Here is a 14,285-nt window from a genome sequence, read left to right as displayed (position 1 = left end):
ATCATATGTGACAGTCGAATCTTTTTATTTTTCATATTCAAGGTGATTATGTCTTTTACAACCAAATAAATAGCAACCTCCTATATAATCAGTTTCAAACTCTAATCCTGGAACGTATCCAGATTTGATACGTTCTACCATTGTTTTATAACAATTATTCTCTTCTGTATATTCCTCAATTAACTCTTTCTTATCATTTTCTGTCCAGTTTTCTTCTACTTCTTCATTCTGAACATCTTCTATTTCTGCTGTTTTCGCTTCGATAGATTCCCGTATAACTTCATTTATACGGGAGAAATTATTCGTTTTATATAGAGCATACACAAATCTACCAATCCAATTAGGACTTTTCCAGCATTCTTTATATCCCTTTTCGAACCATTCAATTGCTTCTTTATAGCAATTCAACTCAACATATAAATCTGCTACATGAATTTCCCCTAAAAAATTATCAGATTCCCTGTTAAAAGTATCTAACTTCTCTTTTGCTTCTGTCGTTCGTTCTAAATCAATTAAACATTTTACATAGCTATACATGATATAGTCCGAATCCCCTGCAACTCGCAAGAAAAATTCTGAAGCTTTTTCCAGCTCTCCAAGGTTATAATGCGCTACAGCTACATTATGATATGCTTCATCTGATGGTTGAATCGAAATAGACTTTTGTAATGCTTCTTTCGCTTCTGTCCATTTTTCTTGTTTCATGTAAATGTCCCCTAAGATGTTATAAGGAAAGTATGAAGATGGATTCAACTTAACAACTTCTCTTATTAATTCAAGAGCTTTATCATCATTCTCTTCCTCATAAAAATACATCCAGGCAAGATTATTGAGAGATTGTACGTCTCTAGATTCATGTACTGCTTGTTGAAACAGTTCCATTGCTTCCTCATATTTATTTTGTTCAAACATTTCAATTGCCTTCTCATTAATGTTCAAATAACTACCTCCGAAGTAAATGAATTCATCTATTCCCTATCATTATAGTAAAATGTAAAAATTATAATTTCTATAAAAAAATTTCTTTTTCTCGTCTACATTTCGATTGAAATAGAAGCTAAAACACACGAATTTACAACAATAAGTAAATTTTTCAGTCTCTCTTACATTGGATATACAGCCTTTTTTAATTTACATATTATGGTACAATAAAAAGAGTACTAGCTAAACATTTACGCTCCACACTAGCAGTCTAACAATGCCAAAATCAAAAATCACATAGAATCGGAGGGGATGTTATGAAAAGGAAATTACTTGTTCTTCTATTCACCGGAATCATACTATCAGGATGTTCAACTATAGCAGAGAATTCTTTAGAAAGCGGGAAAGGCAGTATGGAATTATTAACACCAACGATCACAGCAAAAGATAATGAGTTAGAAATTAAGACCGAGGGAATTGATGAAAATAAAGTAACTTTTATTTATGTTGCTAATAAAAAAGTGTTAGAACAAAAGCTAAAGAATGGTGAATCCTACAAGCTTAACATTAAAGATATCGAACACGCTCATCGGACAGACTACAAACCAAAAGTTCAACTTTTGCAAACGAAAGATGATAATGATGATGGAGAAATAGTAACCTTCAAACAAGTTAGATATACAGTTAAAAACTAATTTTAAAGTTGTTTCATTATAAATGTAACGAACGAAAATATACTTTTAACAGTAGATAAATGTAAGGGGTGCTAACATGAAAAAACGATGGATTTCTTGGTGGATTGGTAACCTATTTTGGATTATCGTTTTTGGAATATGGGCCGCTATTATTTGGTTACGAGAGGTTGATGGTGCTGGTGTTATTCAAACACCTGAAATTAAATCCATATCACTTATCGTTATATTAATCGCGTTTATCATACCGGTATTTTTTCAAGTTATATGGCTAATCATTAATTTGAGGATGAGTAGAAAAAATAATTATACGATTTAGTTTTTCAATTAACAATAAAAAAGAGAGGAATCTACATCAAAATAGATTCCTCCCTTTTACATTTGGACTTATACTGCGCTTTTAATGCAGCACTACTCCTCTTTTTTACGATGCATGTTCATCTTTCTTTTTCATTAACGCTCTTTTCTTCATCGCCTTCGTTAAATATCCACCCTTAAACGAGCGAATTTCATACGAAGACATAAACGCTTTCGGTGCAATTTCATTAATGATTTCTAAAAGCTCTTTCTCCCTAGAACGCTTTGCGACGATATCTAAGCGATAACGTATAGAATTAATACCTTCGCCCTCAAATACTGTAACGCCAAATCCAGAGTGACGTAATTCATCTACTAATTCATTACAACGGTCTAGTAAACTAACTTGATACGTAATATAACCAATTGCTAATTTATTCTCTATATAACCGCCTAATAACAGTCCCGCACTAAAGCCAATGACATAGGCAACGATGTTCATCCAATTTGATAAATCTTGAAACACAATACCTAAACTGACAATGTAAATAGCTCCTTCTAACAATCCAACACCAGCAGCGGATCTTGTTTGATTCTTTACAAGCAAAATCGTACGGATTGTTAATATTGGAACGTAAATAATTTGAAGCACAAAAATAAGTAGCGCTTGTAACATTGGTATCCACCTCTTTCAAAAAGTCTTTTGTCATAATAACATACATAACCTTTAGAAATCGATGGGTTTTTTAAAATTTTTTTATTATTTTTCATACTATTGAAAAACACAAAAAAGAAGCGTATTATATTTGTCGTTAATTTGATTCCTTTTATATTATCGCTAAACTAAAAAAGGAACCCCGATTAGGCCCCTTTCATCATAGCTCTATGTTTTTCGAAGCCTGTTCCCTTTGCTTCTCTTCTTCTTTCACTAACTGCATATTTGCATAAGCTAAATTCGCAATCATTAAAAAGTGACCACCTAAAATGCCTGTACCGAATGCCCACATTTCCATTTCATGCTCAATTTCATACATGATGATAGCTCCTAAAATAGCAGCTGCAAATCGGTTTAAAACTCCTAATCCAGGAGCCTTTTCCTTCATTACGATACTTTTTCCGAGTTTCTCCACTCTGCGAGCTAATAACCAAAGACAATAGGCGCTTACTGCTAATCCAATACCGAACCCTGTCACTTGTTTTCCAAACGGAGTAATCGTCCACATAAGTAGTAAACCACTAAAGATCACATACAATTGTAATCGATATACACGTAAGGCTTCTTGAATCAAAATATCCGCTCCTAAGTTCTCATTTTTTGTACTTTAGAAGAAAAGCAGCAACTTACACAGTTGCTGCTTTCTCTTCTTCTTGTTCTTGTTCCATCTTACGAATTTCAACACGTTTAATTTGGTAAGCGTCTTTTTCTAACACTTTAAATTCATAACCTTCCGCCTCAACGTGTTGTCCTTCTTCGATTTCATGATTTTGCATCATAATCCATCCACCAATTGTATCCACATCATCTTCTTCGATGTGTAATCCAAATAAATCTTTCACTTCTGAGATAAGCACTTTTCCATCAACAATAATATGTTGCTCGTTCACATGTTGAATTGGTGGTGCTTCATCTTCATCATATTCGTCACGAATTTCGCCGACGATTTCCTCCAAGATATCTTCAAGCGTTACAATTCCAGCTGTTCCTCCGTACTCATCATATAAAACAGCCATCGGAATTCGCTTCTTCTGCATTTGAAGTAATAAATCGTGAATTGGAGTCGTTTCCATCACTTCAATAATCGGACGCATATACGAGCGAATAGATGATAAATCTTTTTGATCCTCGGTCATATATCGAATAAAGAAATCTTTTACGTTGACCATACCGATAATATCATCTTTATCTTCTCCAAAAATCGGATAACGTGTGTATCGCTCATTTTGGATTACTTTCATGTGTTCTTCTACTGAATCTTCCAGGTAGAAACCAACGATTTCTGTTCGCGGTACCATAATCTCTTTTGCAATGCGATTATCAAATTCAAAAATGTTATTTACATACTTGTATTCAGCTTGATTAATTTCGCCACTTTCATAGCTATCTGAAAGGATAAGACGTAATTCTTCTTCTGTATGAGCTACTTCATGTTCTGAAGCTGGCTTTAAACCGAATAAACCAGTTATCACACGAGCTGAACCGTTCAATACCCAAATAAATGGATACATTACTTTATAGAACATCATTAATGGACCTGCCAATAATAACGTTACCCTTTCAGCCTTTTGAATTGCCATCGTTTTTGGAGCTAATTCCCCTACTACAACGTGTAAATACGTCATAATCATAAAAGCAAGACCAAATGTTAGTACTGATGAAATAGAAGGATTTAAGTTCCATTTCTCAAATAACGGGTGTAATAACTTTTCAATTGTCGGTTCACCTAACCAACCTAATCCCATAGCTGTAACTGTAATACCTAATTGACAAGCAGATAAATATTCATCTAAATTTGTTGTTACCTTTTTCGCTGCTAAAGCACCGCGTTTTCCTTCCGCAACAAGCTGATCGATACGGCTTGAACGTATCTTTACAATCGCAAACTCTGCTGCTACGAAAAATCCAGTAAATGCGATTAAAATCGCAACCATGACTAAATTAAATATTTCCAATGAATCCCCTTAGTTAAAAAACTAAGGTGTCCACCTCCTGTATACTATAATGTTTTCTTATTTGTTTGTTAGAAAACATAGCCCGATACAAAAATTAAAGAGGTCGGATTTCACTTATTCTATAATAATAGAGCAAGTGTCTGTATTAAAGCTGTCGTTTGACCAGATAAAGATTTCGATATTTTTTCACGTTGTGAATCAGTCAATCCATCTAAAAGCGGCTTTAACTCAGTAAGCTCCACTTCTAATTGATGAATATGGTCTGTCACTTCATTCACTTGTTTCGAAACGTGTTCATTGATACCGAGCAGCTTCTTCTTCTCCTCGATTTTCTCTTTAATCTCACAAAGCGGCATATGCATTTCTTTGCACTTCTCAATAAATTGTAATGTCTCAAATGCTGTTTCGTCGTAATAGCGATAATTAGATTGAGATCGCTCCGCTTTTAAGATACCTAGATTCGTATAATAATCAATCGTTCGTTTCGACACGTGAGCCATGAGAGCCAACTGTCCGATTCGATACACCTTCCCAACGATCTTCCCCCCTTGTTTATATTACTTACATCATACAACACATAAACTGTACAGTCAAACGTGACGGTTTATTATTCACAATTTATACAAAATTCCAATCTCCTCCTATGATGATTCAATACGAGTAATCTACACTTATACAATAAAATTACTAAACTACTACCTAATCACTACATTGTCTGCCACTTTTAACCTTTCTTATTTAAAAGCATATCCTACTAATAATGATTGCTTGTATAGGAGGGAATTAATATGAAAAAGACAATCATTTCTCATTTTTATAATGAAGAATACCTACTTCCATGGTGGCTTATGCATCACACGAAAATATTCGATCACGGCATTTTAATTAATAGAGGGTCTACAGATCGTTCCGTAGAGATTTGTAAACTATTAGCACCCCACTGGGAAGTACGAAATTCAAGATTTCTTGAGTTTGATCCAACTAATACTGATATTGAAGTGATGGAAATTGAAAGAGAAGTTTCAGGTTGGAAAATCGTTTTAAATACTACTGAATTCTTTTGTTGTAATAATACTGAAGAATTTTTTTCATCCCTTCATACACTAGGCCAAAACATGTATGCGATTAGAATGATTTTAATGATAGATAATCATAATTATAATTATTCAAAGCCTAGATATTCTATCCCCTTAGTAGAACAGCGATACCACGGTGTCTTCCCTTATAACCCAAATCTCGGATGTGCTTGGAGATTTATTCACAATCATCTAGACGGTGCATATTTACCTGGTAGACATCATTCGCGGCACGGATATATAATTTATGACTATCCTTCATTTATTTTAAAATTTTATTTTAGCCCTTGGAATGAACAATCAAAGGCAAGAAAATTACAAATTACACCTACCCTTTCAAAAAGGGGTGTTCAAATGGGACTTCAAACACATTACGGTCAATCTCCTGAAGTACTGGACATACGTTTTTTAGAGCTTAGTAACCTAACACAAGACCTCCGTCATAACCCTGAATATCAAGAATTATTTCCAAAATTCAAACCGTAATATTTTCTGCATCGTCATCACCTCAAACATTTTCATTCACTTAATCAAAAACAATCTCATTTGCATAAAACATGAATACTGTATAAATAATAAATTTTTATTTTAGGAGGAAAAAATGAAAGCTGTTATTCTTGCTGGTGGGTACGGTACAAGAATTGGGGAAGAAACACATTTAAAACCGAAACCTATGATTGAAATTGGAACAAAGCCCATTCTATGGCACATTATGAGTTTGTATAGTCATTACGGGATTACTGAGTTTATTATTTGCTTAGGCTATAAAGGATATGCAATTAAAGAGTTCTTTCTAAATTACAACTTACACATGTCTGATTTCACAATACAGTTAAACGATAATACAATTACTAGCCATTCTCATCGTGTAGAACCATGGAAAGTTACACTAATCGATACTGGTGTAAATACCGAAACGGGTGGCCGAGTGAAAAAGATTCAAAATTATGTCGGAGACGAACCTTTCTGCCTCACTTATGGTGATGGATTAAGTAATGTAAATATAAAAGAACTTATTACATTCCATAAAAAACATGGAAAAATGGCTACTGTTACTGCCGTACAACCTCCTGGTAGATTTGGTTCTCTCATATTAGATAAACAGTCTGTAACATCTTTTCAAGAAAAACCATTAGGTGATGGCGGATGGGTTAACGGTGGATTTTTCGTTTTAAATCCTGAAGTTTTCAATTACATTAGTGGAGATAAGTCTGTTTTTGAAACAGACACTTTAGTTCAGTTAGTAAACAAAAATGAATTGGCCGCGTATCAACATTCTGGTTTTTGGCATCCGATGGATACATTGCGCGATAAAAATAAATTAGTCGAGCTATGGGAAAGTAATAACGCTCCGTGGAAGGTTTGGTAATATGGCTTCATCATCTTTTTGGAATAAGAAAAAAGTATTTATTACAGGACATACTGGATTTAAAGGCTCCTGGCTCACCCTTTTCTTAAGTTCTTTAGGTGCAGAAGTAGTAGGCTTTTCTTCTCATCCCCCATCCATTCCTAACATTTTTGAACAAGGTAACGTAGCAAAAGAGTGCACGACAATGAAAGGCGATATTACAGATTACCATTCTTTATTTCATGCCATGAAGCAGCATAAACCTGACATAATATTTCATTTAGCAGCTCAGCCAATCGTAACCGCTTCATACAAAAATCCTATCGATACATTCAAAACGAATGTTTTAGGTACTGTCCACGTGCTAGAAGCAGCAAAGTCCGTCGAAAGCGTACGTGCCATTATTAATGTGACAAGCGATAAATGTTATGAGAATGACGGTAGTGGCGACCGAGCGTTCGTGGAAAATGACCGACTAGGAGGTTTCGATCCTTATAGCGCTAGTAAAGCTTGCGCTGAAATAGCGGCAACATCCTATCAAAAATCATTCTTCCGCACTAATACCCAGAAACTCGCCTCAGTCAGAGCTGGTAACGTCATCGGCGGTGGTGATTGGGCAGAAGACCGATTATTCCCTGATATCATTCGGGCATATTTGCACAATCATACTTTGTGTATTCGAAACAAATATGCCGTCCGTCCGTGGCAACATGTTTTAGATCCTCTACATGGCTATATCCTTTTAGCTGAGAAACTTTGGAATGATGCTAAATATGCAGAAGCGTGGAATTTCGGCCCAATGAATGAACCTAACAGAACCGTTCATGATGTCATTGAATCTGTAATAAAATTATGGAATAACCCACTAACAATCATTTCCTCCTCTACAAATACTCCTTATGAATCACCTGTTTTAACACTCGATAGTACAAAAGCAGTAAACAAACTCGGCTGGACTCCTAAGTTATCAACAGATGATGCTATCGCTTGGACTGTTGATTGGTACAAAAAATATGCATCTGGTGAAAATATAGAATCTTTCACACGACAACAAATCGATGCATTCAAAAATTTATAAGGAGGCTATAAAATGGAACAGAAAAAATGCCGTTTTTGCCACTCATTACTAACCAACACTTTTTTAGATTTGGGCGTTTCCCCTCTTGCTAATTCATTTGTAGCTCCTGAAAGCTCATATAAAATGGAACCTTTTTATCCGCTGCACACATTTGTTTGTAACTCTTGTTTACTCGTACAGCTAGATGAATTTGAATCCCCACAAAATATTTTCCATAACTATTTATACTTCAGCTCTTACTCCTCAAGTTGGCTACTACACGCTAAACAATATGTAGAAATGGCGATTAAGCGTTTCAACTTAACGAAACATTCAAAAGTGATTGAAATCGCAAGTAACGATGGGTACTTATTACAATACTTTAAAAAAGAAAATATCGAGACATTGGGAATTGAACCCGCGAAAAACGTAGCAGAAATTGCTATCAAAAAAGGAATTCCTACTCATGTGAATTTTTTCAGTAATGACTTAGCAAAAAAATTGCCACAAGCTGATTTAATCGTCGCAAATAACGTATTAGCACATGTTCCAAACTTGCATGATTTTGTTGCCGGTTTAAAAACGTTATTAAAACAAGATGGCACGATAACAATTGAATTCCCACACTTATTAAACCTCATATCCTTTAAACAGTTCGATACTATCTACCATGAGCACTTTTCCTACTTCTCACTTATAAGCCTTCAAAAAGTTTTAAGTTATCATCATTTACAAATTGTTGATGTAGAAGAACTTTCAACGCATGGTGGTTCCTTACGGATTTTTGTAAACCATCTAAGTGCCCAATCAACTATCCATTCCAATGTTACAAAATTAATTCAAAAAGAAGTCGACCACGGGTTAGATACTTTAGATTGCTATCTCCTTTTTTCTAAACGCATCGAACAATTGAAAATAAATATTTTAAAGTTTTTTATTGAAGCGAAAGCTTTAAACAAACAAATTATCGGTTACGGTGCTCCAGCTAAAGGAAACACCCTTTTGAATTATTGCGGGATAGGTAAAGAATTTCTAGCTTATACAGTAGATAAAAATCCTCACAAACAAAATCTCCTTTTACCAGGAACTCGTATTCCAATAAAATCTCCAGCAGAAATTAAACGTACAAAACCGGATTACATTCTTATACTTCCTTGGAATTTGAAAGACGAAATTATGAAAGAATGCTCTTTCATTCGTGAATGGGGCGGTAAATTTTTAGTGACGGTTCCAGAAATTGAGGTGATCGAGCCATGAAGAAAGTTGTTGTAACAGGTGGTAGTGGCTGGATAGGTAAATATGTTGTACATTCACTTATACAAAAGGGATATGAAGTGCACGCCACGTATAATAAAAATAACCCCTCTCACCTCCCTTGCCATTGGCATAAAGTAAACTTGCTTCGCGATGACGAAGTAAAACAATTCATTTCGGATGTTCAGCCTAGCCATCTCATTCACCTTGCTTGGGAAGCGGTGCCACCAGCATGCTATGTATCTATTAATAATTACTATTGGCTAAAGTCTAGTATTTCATTGATTCAACACTTCACAACATGCGGCGGAAAGCGTGTTGTCGTTGCAGGTACTGGCGCAGAGTACGAATGGTTTAACGGCGTATTATTTGAAGATTCACCGCTCCTTTCCTATAAAACCCCGTATTCTTTATGTAAAAATGCACTGCACTCCTGGCTAGAAACGTATGCACAACAAACAGGCCTCAGCATGTGTTGGGGCCGCATTTTTCATATGTATGGACCTCACGAACAAGGTAATCGGCTCGTTTCTAACATTATCACTTCCTTATTAAAAAACGAGGAAGCACTATGTACACATGGAAAACAATCGAGAGATTTCCTCCATGTGAGTGACGTCGCTGACGCTCTCGTAACAATATTAGAACACAGCGTTACAGGCACCATCAATATCGCTTCTGGTCAATCTGTACAAATTAAAAAGTTAGCTTCTATCATTGCTAAAAAGATAGGAAAAGAACATTTAATTAAACTAGGTGCAATCCCTTTCTCTAAAGATGAACCTTTATTTGTCGGGGTTAATGTAGAACGTTTAAAAACTGAAGTAAACTGGAAACCAACATACGATCTAAATACAGGAATTGAAGAAACAATTTTATGGTGGAAATCATTTATACAAAAACATAACGATATGCATCATTAAAACGTAAATCCTTCGTTCCTCTCGCTAATTCCTTATACCATTCTCCTAATCTTTCCGACGTAATAATATGGTGCGTCCCCATTCCCCCATGCTTACTAGCTTCAGAAAGAGTCGGACCAATTTGTAACTTTCTCTTTCTCATCGCATCGTTCCACGGACTAAACCCAAACCATAATATACAGGCAAGAGGTGGATAAATCATCGATTCATGCGCAGATAAATGTCTTCCAACCGTATAACTTCCATGCTCATGATTATGAATAAATCTACCTCTTCTCCATAACGGCCAATCTTCTGGTAAATAACCATGAAATCGCTGTTTCATTAAAGGTATTCCAAAGTTAAGGTCCGGATAGTTGTAGTTAGGATCATCAACCATAATAAGCCCGTCCAGCCAATACATCCTCCCCCCCCAATTCATTTAGCGATTTCCAAAACTGATTTTTATCTTGCACGCAAAGAAACTCAGTCGTATTTAAAATCATTTTCCATCCTTGTACTTCTTGTTCTATCCTCATCACTTCATGATCTGTCGCATATGCATCAAACTCTGGATTTACAGAATCTCGCACCTCCCAATGCGGTGCGAATTTTTTACAAATCTCAACGGAACGATCTGTTGAACCTTTATTAATTAAAATACCATGATCAAAAAGTTTCGTATGATGCATAAGCCACCATGGCAATAAATACTCTTCATTGTAAAAATGTGAAATAACGGTTGTAGTTATAATAATCTCCTCCTCTTTCTCTATTAATCTACTTTTTATCCTACAACCAATATACTCATAAGCAAAAATATGTTTCCTAATTATTGATCAAATATTATTATTAATATTTTTGTAAGTTTTCCTTTGGTATCCAGCCCTTCTCACCATCTCTTCCTTCGCACCAAACCCATCCATTCAATTCTTCTAATCCGATCAATCTTTCTCCAATACTCACATTTAATTCTTTCGCAGTATATTGTTTTATAATAATTCCTGTTCCATTCATATCTTTTCTTATAATTTGCTCCGGAACCCATCCTTTCCGGTTATACTTCTCTTCGTGACAAAACATCCAGTTTTCCCAGTTTTCCGGACCAGCGTAACTCACTATCATTTTCACTACATCCCCCTCTTCTAAGCGAATTGGATTAGGATAATTGCTAACATGTGATTTTATAACGATATATTTCATAACAACCTCCAATAATCAGAAAATTAAGTTATAATATCATTATAACTTAAAGAGGAGGAATGCACGCATGTACTACAACACTTCATTCGAAAACGATCAACCTGTAGGCCGTCTATAAACTAAGACGGGCAATCATATAACACATACACTACGCCTCGTCTTAGGGAACTCATAATACCCTAAAAATAGACGGAGGTACTTTACATGAAACAAACAATTTTAGGAGCTATATATTTATCACTAGCAGCAAGTATATGGGGCGGTATGTATGTTGTTAGCAAATACGTACTCGATTTTATCCCACCACTAACACTCGTTTGGCTACGCTTTATTATCGCTTTTGTTGTTTTGTATGGCATTTTAAAACTAGCTGAGAAAAAGCAAAAGAAAAAAGTAACCATTCGCAAAAAAGATTGGCTCCTCTTCGCTTGGATTGGATTTATCGGCTATTTCATTTCGATCACATGCCAATTTATCGGAACAAAATTATCCGACGCTCATACAGGCTCGTTAGTTACATCAGCTACACCTGCATTTATGGTTATATTTGCAGCGCTCATTTTGAAAGAGAAACTAACTGCTCGTAGACTTTTATCTACTATAATAGCGACAATCGGTGTCATTATCGTAATCGGATGGGACATTGAAATTGGCTATTATTTTATCGGAACAATCATTTTAGTTGGAGCCGCTATTACGTGGGCTTTACTATCTATTTATGTAAAAACCGCTTCAGCTCGATTTTCATCTTTAGTTATTACAACGTATGCCATATTCTTTTCACTCTTTTTTATTACACCTTTTATGATATGGGAACTACAAACATCCTCTATCGGAACAGTAAATACGTACGTAATATTAGGCGTATTATACTTAGGAATCGTCTCAACAGCAGGTGCCTTTTTCCTTTGGAATAAAGGATTAGAATTAATGGATGCAAGCATCGGTTCCTTATTTTTCTTCTTCCAACCTATCGTTGGATCATTACTTGGCTGGCTCTTATTAAATGAGACATTAAATAGTAACTTTTTCATTGGTGGTATTCTCATTATATGTAGCGTTTTCATTACTACTTTTGAAAAGAAATAAAAAGCAGGCAGAGATTCTTAGTCTCTGCCTGTTCGCATAATTGGATCTTGGTCGTGAAAACCAATACAAATCGGTATATTACTTTGCACTTCACTACGTACACTTATAAAACTACACAGCGTTTTAGCAATTAAATATAAAGTTATACCGACTGCTTTTTCACTTGTGTCAAAGCCATTTTCAGTATACATATCTGCTAATTCTACAGACCCCGGCCCCTCAATATTATATGTCCATTCAGATGCCCAATCGTCATCCTCTTCTTCCATTGGAAAATACTCCTCACAAATATAGAACTGACTATCCCATTCGTTATCAAGGTCATACTCAAAATAAATCGCTTTTGCTTCTTCATTAGTAGCCCTTTCTACAGTTGCATCCAAACCTACTCGAATACTTTCCTTATATGATTCTAAATCAATTACTTTAATTCGCTCTGCACATTCTGTAGACGCCAACATGCAACAAATATCATAATACTTCGCTTCTATTTGCTCTACTGCTAACGAAAAGACATCCTCTTGCATCTCTTCTAAATACTGAAATATATCCACACTAAACACTCCTCACTCTTTACGCACTCCAATGCGATGGACGGGACAATAATTTCGGTAATTTCGTATGCTTATCCCCTCTCGCAGCATTAACTTGAACTTGCGTCAGAAAAATACTATTAGTAAAATCAGCCCCGCGAATATCTGCATCTCGCAAATCTGCTCCGATGAGATCTGCTCCTCTTAAATCTGCACCATTTAAGTTAGCCGCAATTAAATAAGCTCCTCTTAAATTTGCACCTTGTAAATTTTTCTTTTTCAGATTCGCTCCCATAAGGTCTGCTCCGCGGTGAATGATTCGTTTCTTACGCGCAGTATTCATTTCCTTCCATACTAGTTCGCTCGTTTCTAAAAGGAGAATGTTCACCTCTGCCCTATGCATTGGAACATTTATTTTCATTAACTCATCTGGATTTAAATTCGAAAGTCGCTCTGTCTCCTCAATTGCGTTCTCCAGCTCTTTATGAATTGGCTGTGTTGCCTTTAAAAGAATCGCCTCATTCAAATACCAAAGCATTTCATGAAGTTGATGCATAACCGGAAAAGCATCGTACATTTTTCTTGCATGCTTTGCATCTTTCCGCCAATCAATCCCTTTAAACGTACCCTGAGAAATCTTCTGTCCAGCACCGAAACACTCAAATACTGTACAACCTTTATACCCTTTTCCTCTAAGATTTTTATGTATACTACATTTAAAATCTGATTGTAAGTTGGAACATGGTTTACCACCATCTTTATTCACTGCAAAATCTACCGATGCTGCGAACGGTAATGCAACGCAACATAGACCGAAGCATTTTTCGCAGTTTGCTTTTAAATGATCGTTATGATTAGTCAAAATCTATACCCCCTGTTGTCTTTTGACTATTTCATAATATTCCAACTGTAATAAATAATCAATTTTAAAATAAACCAGCATCTTTCGTTTCAATTCATAACTTTATCATTCGATTTCCTTTCAATTGAAAAGGACTATTTCTATTTAATGAATTATAATTAAATTATAAATTTTCTAACTAAAAAGGAGACTTATTATGGCACTAGAAATGAAAACAAACTGTCAAATTTGCGATCAATCGCTCGAACAAGATTCTGAAGCATACATTTGTGTATATGAATGTACATTTTGCGCACCATGTACAGAAGAAAGACATAACGTTTGTCCAAACTGCGGCGGCGAATTAGTACGTAGACCGAAAAAGAAATAATAAAAAGCAAA

17 protein-coding genes and 1 pseudogene are annotated in these 14,285 nt (G+C 35.4%); 9 read left to right on the top strand and 9 right to left on the bottom strand.

The genetic code is table 11. The features are described from left to right. Positions 1-24: 24 nt before the first annotated feature. Positions 25-939 carry a tetratricopeptide repeat protein gene (locus HMAS_RS07775; protein ID WP_025708783.1) on the bottom strand — a complete coding sequence of 305 codons (915 nt, stop codon included), beginning with the start codon at positions 937-939 and terminating at the stop codon, positions 25-27. Between the two features lie 299 nt (positions 940-1,238). Here HMAS_RS07775 and HMAS_RS07770 point away from each other — a divergent pair, with 299 nt between their 5' ends. Further along, a complete protein-coding gene (locus HMAS_RS07770; protein WP_000823781.1) occupies positions 1,239-1,616 on the top strand; it encodes a hypothetical protein in 378 nt (125 codons plus the stop codon). A gap of 76 nt (positions 1,617-1,692) precedes the next feature. Next, positions 1,693-1,932, top strand: coding sequence for a DUF3923 family protein (locus HMAS_RS07765; RefSeq protein WP_000747695.1), 240 nt, complete (start codon positions 1,693-1,695; stop codon positions 1,930-1,932). Between the two features lie 105 nt (positions 1,933-2,037). Here the strand turns inward: HMAS_RS07765 and HMAS_RS07760 are convergent, their stop codons facing one another. The 4 genes from HMAS_RS07760 to HMAS_RS07745 form a co-directional block, all read right to left on the bottom strand. Further along, on the bottom strand, positions 2,038-2,586 hold the full coding sequence (locus HMAS_RS07760; RefSeq protein ID WP_000938438.1) for a DUF2179 domain-containing protein: 549 nt from the start codon (positions 2,584-2,586) through the stop codon (positions 2,038-2,040). Between the two features lie 199 nt (positions 2,587-2,785). After that, entirely contained in the window at positions 2,786-3,199 is a 414-nt protein-coding gene (locus HMAS_RS07755) for an ATP synthase subunit I (protein WP_116344744.1), read from the bottom strand. 52 nt (positions 3,200-3,251) lie between these two features. Next, entirely contained in the window at positions 3,252-4,580 is a 1,329-nt protein-coding gene (locus tag HMAS_RS07750) for a hemolysin family protein (RefSeq protein WP_000402258.1), read from the bottom strand. A 119-nt stretch (positions 4,581-4,699) separates the two neighbouring features. Next, the gene (locus HMAS_RS07745; protein WP_000285635.1) at positions 4,700-5,107 is read right to left on the bottom strand and encodes a MerR family transcriptional regulator; all 408 of its coding nucleotides are present in this window, start codon (positions 5,105-5,107) and stop codon (positions 4,700-4,702) included. 261 nt (positions 5,108-5,368) lie between these two features. Here HMAS_RS07745 and HMAS_RS07740 point away from each other — a divergent pair, with 261 nt between their 5' ends. The 5 genes from HMAS_RS07740 (at position 5,369) to HMAS_RS07720 (ending at position 10,238) form a co-directional block, all read left to right on the top strand. Next, the gene (locus tag HMAS_RS07740) at positions 5,369-6,142 is read left to right on the top strand and encodes a glycosyltransferase family 2 protein (RefSeq protein WP_000750973.1); all 774 of its coding nucleotides are present in this window, start codon (positions 5,369-5,371) and stop codon (positions 6,140-6,142) included. Positions 6,143-6,257: 115 nt separating this feature from the next. After that, positions 6,258-7,025 carry a glucose-1-phosphate cytidylyltransferase gene (gene rfbF / locus HMAS_RS07735; protein ID WP_000648807.1) on the top strand — a complete coding sequence of 256 codons (768 nt, stop codon included), beginning with the start codon at positions 6,258-6,260 and terminating at the stop codon, positions 7,023-7,025. A gap of 1 nt (position 7,026) precedes the next feature. Then, positions 7,027-8,082 (top strand): CDP-glucose 4,6-dehydratase, encoded by a 1,056-nt coding sequence (gene rfbG, locus HMAS_RS07730; protein WP_000168654.1) that lies wholly within the window; start codon positions 7,027-7,029, stop codon positions 8,080-8,082. Positions 8,083-8,094: 12 nt separating this feature from the next. Next, positions 8,095-9,318, top strand: coding sequence for a class I SAM-dependent methyltransferase (locus tag HMAS_RS07725; protein WP_000435776.1), 1,224 nt, complete (start codon positions 8,095-8,097; stop codon positions 9,316-9,318). Beyond that, on the top strand, positions 9,315-10,238 hold the full coding sequence (locus HMAS_RS07720) for an NAD-dependent epimerase/dehydratase family protein (protein WP_000758375.1): 924 nt from the start codon (positions 9,315-9,317) through the stop codon (positions 10,236-10,238). Before HMAS_RS07725 ends, HMAS_RS07720 begins: the two co-directional genes overlap by 4 nt. Here HMAS_RS07720 and HMAS_RS07715 read toward each other — a convergent pair. Next, positions 10,207-10,909 (bottom strand): annotated as a pseudogene (locus HMAS_RS07715) (glycosyltransferase family 2 protein). The gene HMAS_RS07720 and the pseudogene HMAS_RS07715 overlap by 32 nt on opposite strands. Before the next feature lie 160 nt (positions 10,910-11,069). After that, positions 11,070-11,420, bottom strand: a complete 351-nt coding sequence (locus HMAS_RS07710) for an SH3 domain-containing protein (protein ID WP_116344743.1) — start codon at positions 11,418-11,420, stop codon at positions 11,070-11,072. Positions 11,421-11,624: 204 nt separating this feature from the next. On the opposite strand from HMAS_RS07710, the gene HMAS_RS07705 reads away from it, so the two are divergent. Beyond that, the gene (locus HMAS_RS07705) at positions 11,625-12,509 is read left to right on the top strand and encodes a DMT family transporter (RefSeq protein ID WP_000814764.1); all 885 of its coding nucleotides are present in this window, start codon (positions 11,625-11,627) and stop codon (positions 12,507-12,509) included. A 17-nt stretch (positions 12,510-12,526) separates the two neighbouring features. Here the strand turns inward: HMAS_RS07705 and HMAS_RS07700 are convergent, their stop codons facing one another. Beyond that, on the bottom strand, positions 12,527-13,063 hold the full coding sequence (locus tag HMAS_RS07700; RefSeq protein ID WP_000350936.1) for a hypothetical protein: 537 nt from the start codon (positions 13,061-13,063) through the stop codon (positions 12,527-12,529). Between the two features lie 19 nt (positions 13,064-13,082). After that, on the bottom strand, positions 13,083-13,904 hold the full coding sequence (locus HMAS_RS07695) for a pentapeptide repeat-containing protein (protein WP_000181428.1): 822 nt from the start codon (positions 13,902-13,904) through the stop codon (positions 13,083-13,085). A gap of 196 nt (positions 13,905-14,100) precedes the next feature. On the opposite strand from HMAS_RS07695, the gene HMAS_RS07690 reads away from it, so the two are divergent. Further along, positions 14,101-14,274, top strand: a complete 174-nt coding sequence (locus HMAS_RS07690; RefSeq protein WP_001162788.1) for a DUF1272 domain-containing protein — start codon at positions 14,101-14,103, stop codon at positions 14,272-14,274. Positions 14,275-14,285: the final 11 nt, after the last annotated feature.

The sequence above is a fragment of the Bacillus sp. HMA207 genome (assembly GCF_003402455.1).
Classification (GTDB): Bacteria; Bacillota; Bacilli; order Bacillales; family Bacillaceae_G; genus Bacillus_A; species Bacillus_A cereus.
This window is presented reverse-complemented; position numbering and strand designations above follow the sequence as displayed.

What these genes read in the sequence shown, in the direction of transcription:
- HMAS_RS07720 (WP_000758375.1), top strand. Translation starts at nt 9,315, where the DNA reads ATGAAGAAAGTTGTTGTAACAGGTGGTAGTGGCTGGATAGGTAAATAT.
- HMAS_RS07705 (WP_000814764.1), top strand. Translation starts at nt 11,625, where the DNA reads ATGAAACAAACAATTTTAGGAGCTATATATTTATCACTAGCAGCAAGT.
- HMAS_RS07765 (WP_000747695.1), top strand. Translation starts at nt 1,693, where the DNA reads ATGAAAAAACGATGGATTTCTTGGTGGATTGGTAACCTATTTTGGATT.
- HMAS_RS07710 (WP_116344743.1), bottom strand. Translation starts at nt 11,420, where the DNA reads ATGAAATATATCGTTATAAAATCACATGTTAGCAATTATCCTAATCCA.
- HMAS_RS07725 (WP_000435776.1), top strand. Translation starts at nt 8,095, where the DNA reads ATGGAACAGAAAAAATGCCGTTTTTGCCACTCATTACTAACCAACACT.
- HMAS_RS07760 (WP_000938438.1), bottom strand. Translation starts at nt 2,586, where the DNA reads ATGTTACAAGCGCTACTTATTTTTGTGCTTCAAATTATTTACGTTCCA.
- rfbG (WP_000168654.1), top strand. Translation starts at nt 7,027, where the DNA reads ATGGCTTCATCATCTTTTTGGAATAAGAAAAAAGTATTTATTACAGGA.
- HMAS_RS07770 (WP_000823781.1), top strand. Translation starts at nt 1,239, where the DNA reads ATGAAAAGGAAATTACTTGTTCTTCTATTCACCGGAATCATACTATCA.
- HMAS_RS07690 (WP_001162788.1), top strand. Translation starts at nt 14,101, where the DNA reads ATGGCACTAGAAATGAAAACAAACTGTCAAATTTGCGATCAATCGCTC.
- rfbF (WP_000648807.1), top strand. Translation starts at nt 6,258, where the DNA reads ATGAAAGCTGTTATTCTTGCTGGTGGGTACGGTACAAGAATTGGGGAA.
- HMAS_RS07740 (WP_000750973.1), top strand. Translation starts at nt 5,369, where the DNA reads ATGAAAAAGACAATCATTTCTCATTTTTATAATGAAGAATACCTACTT.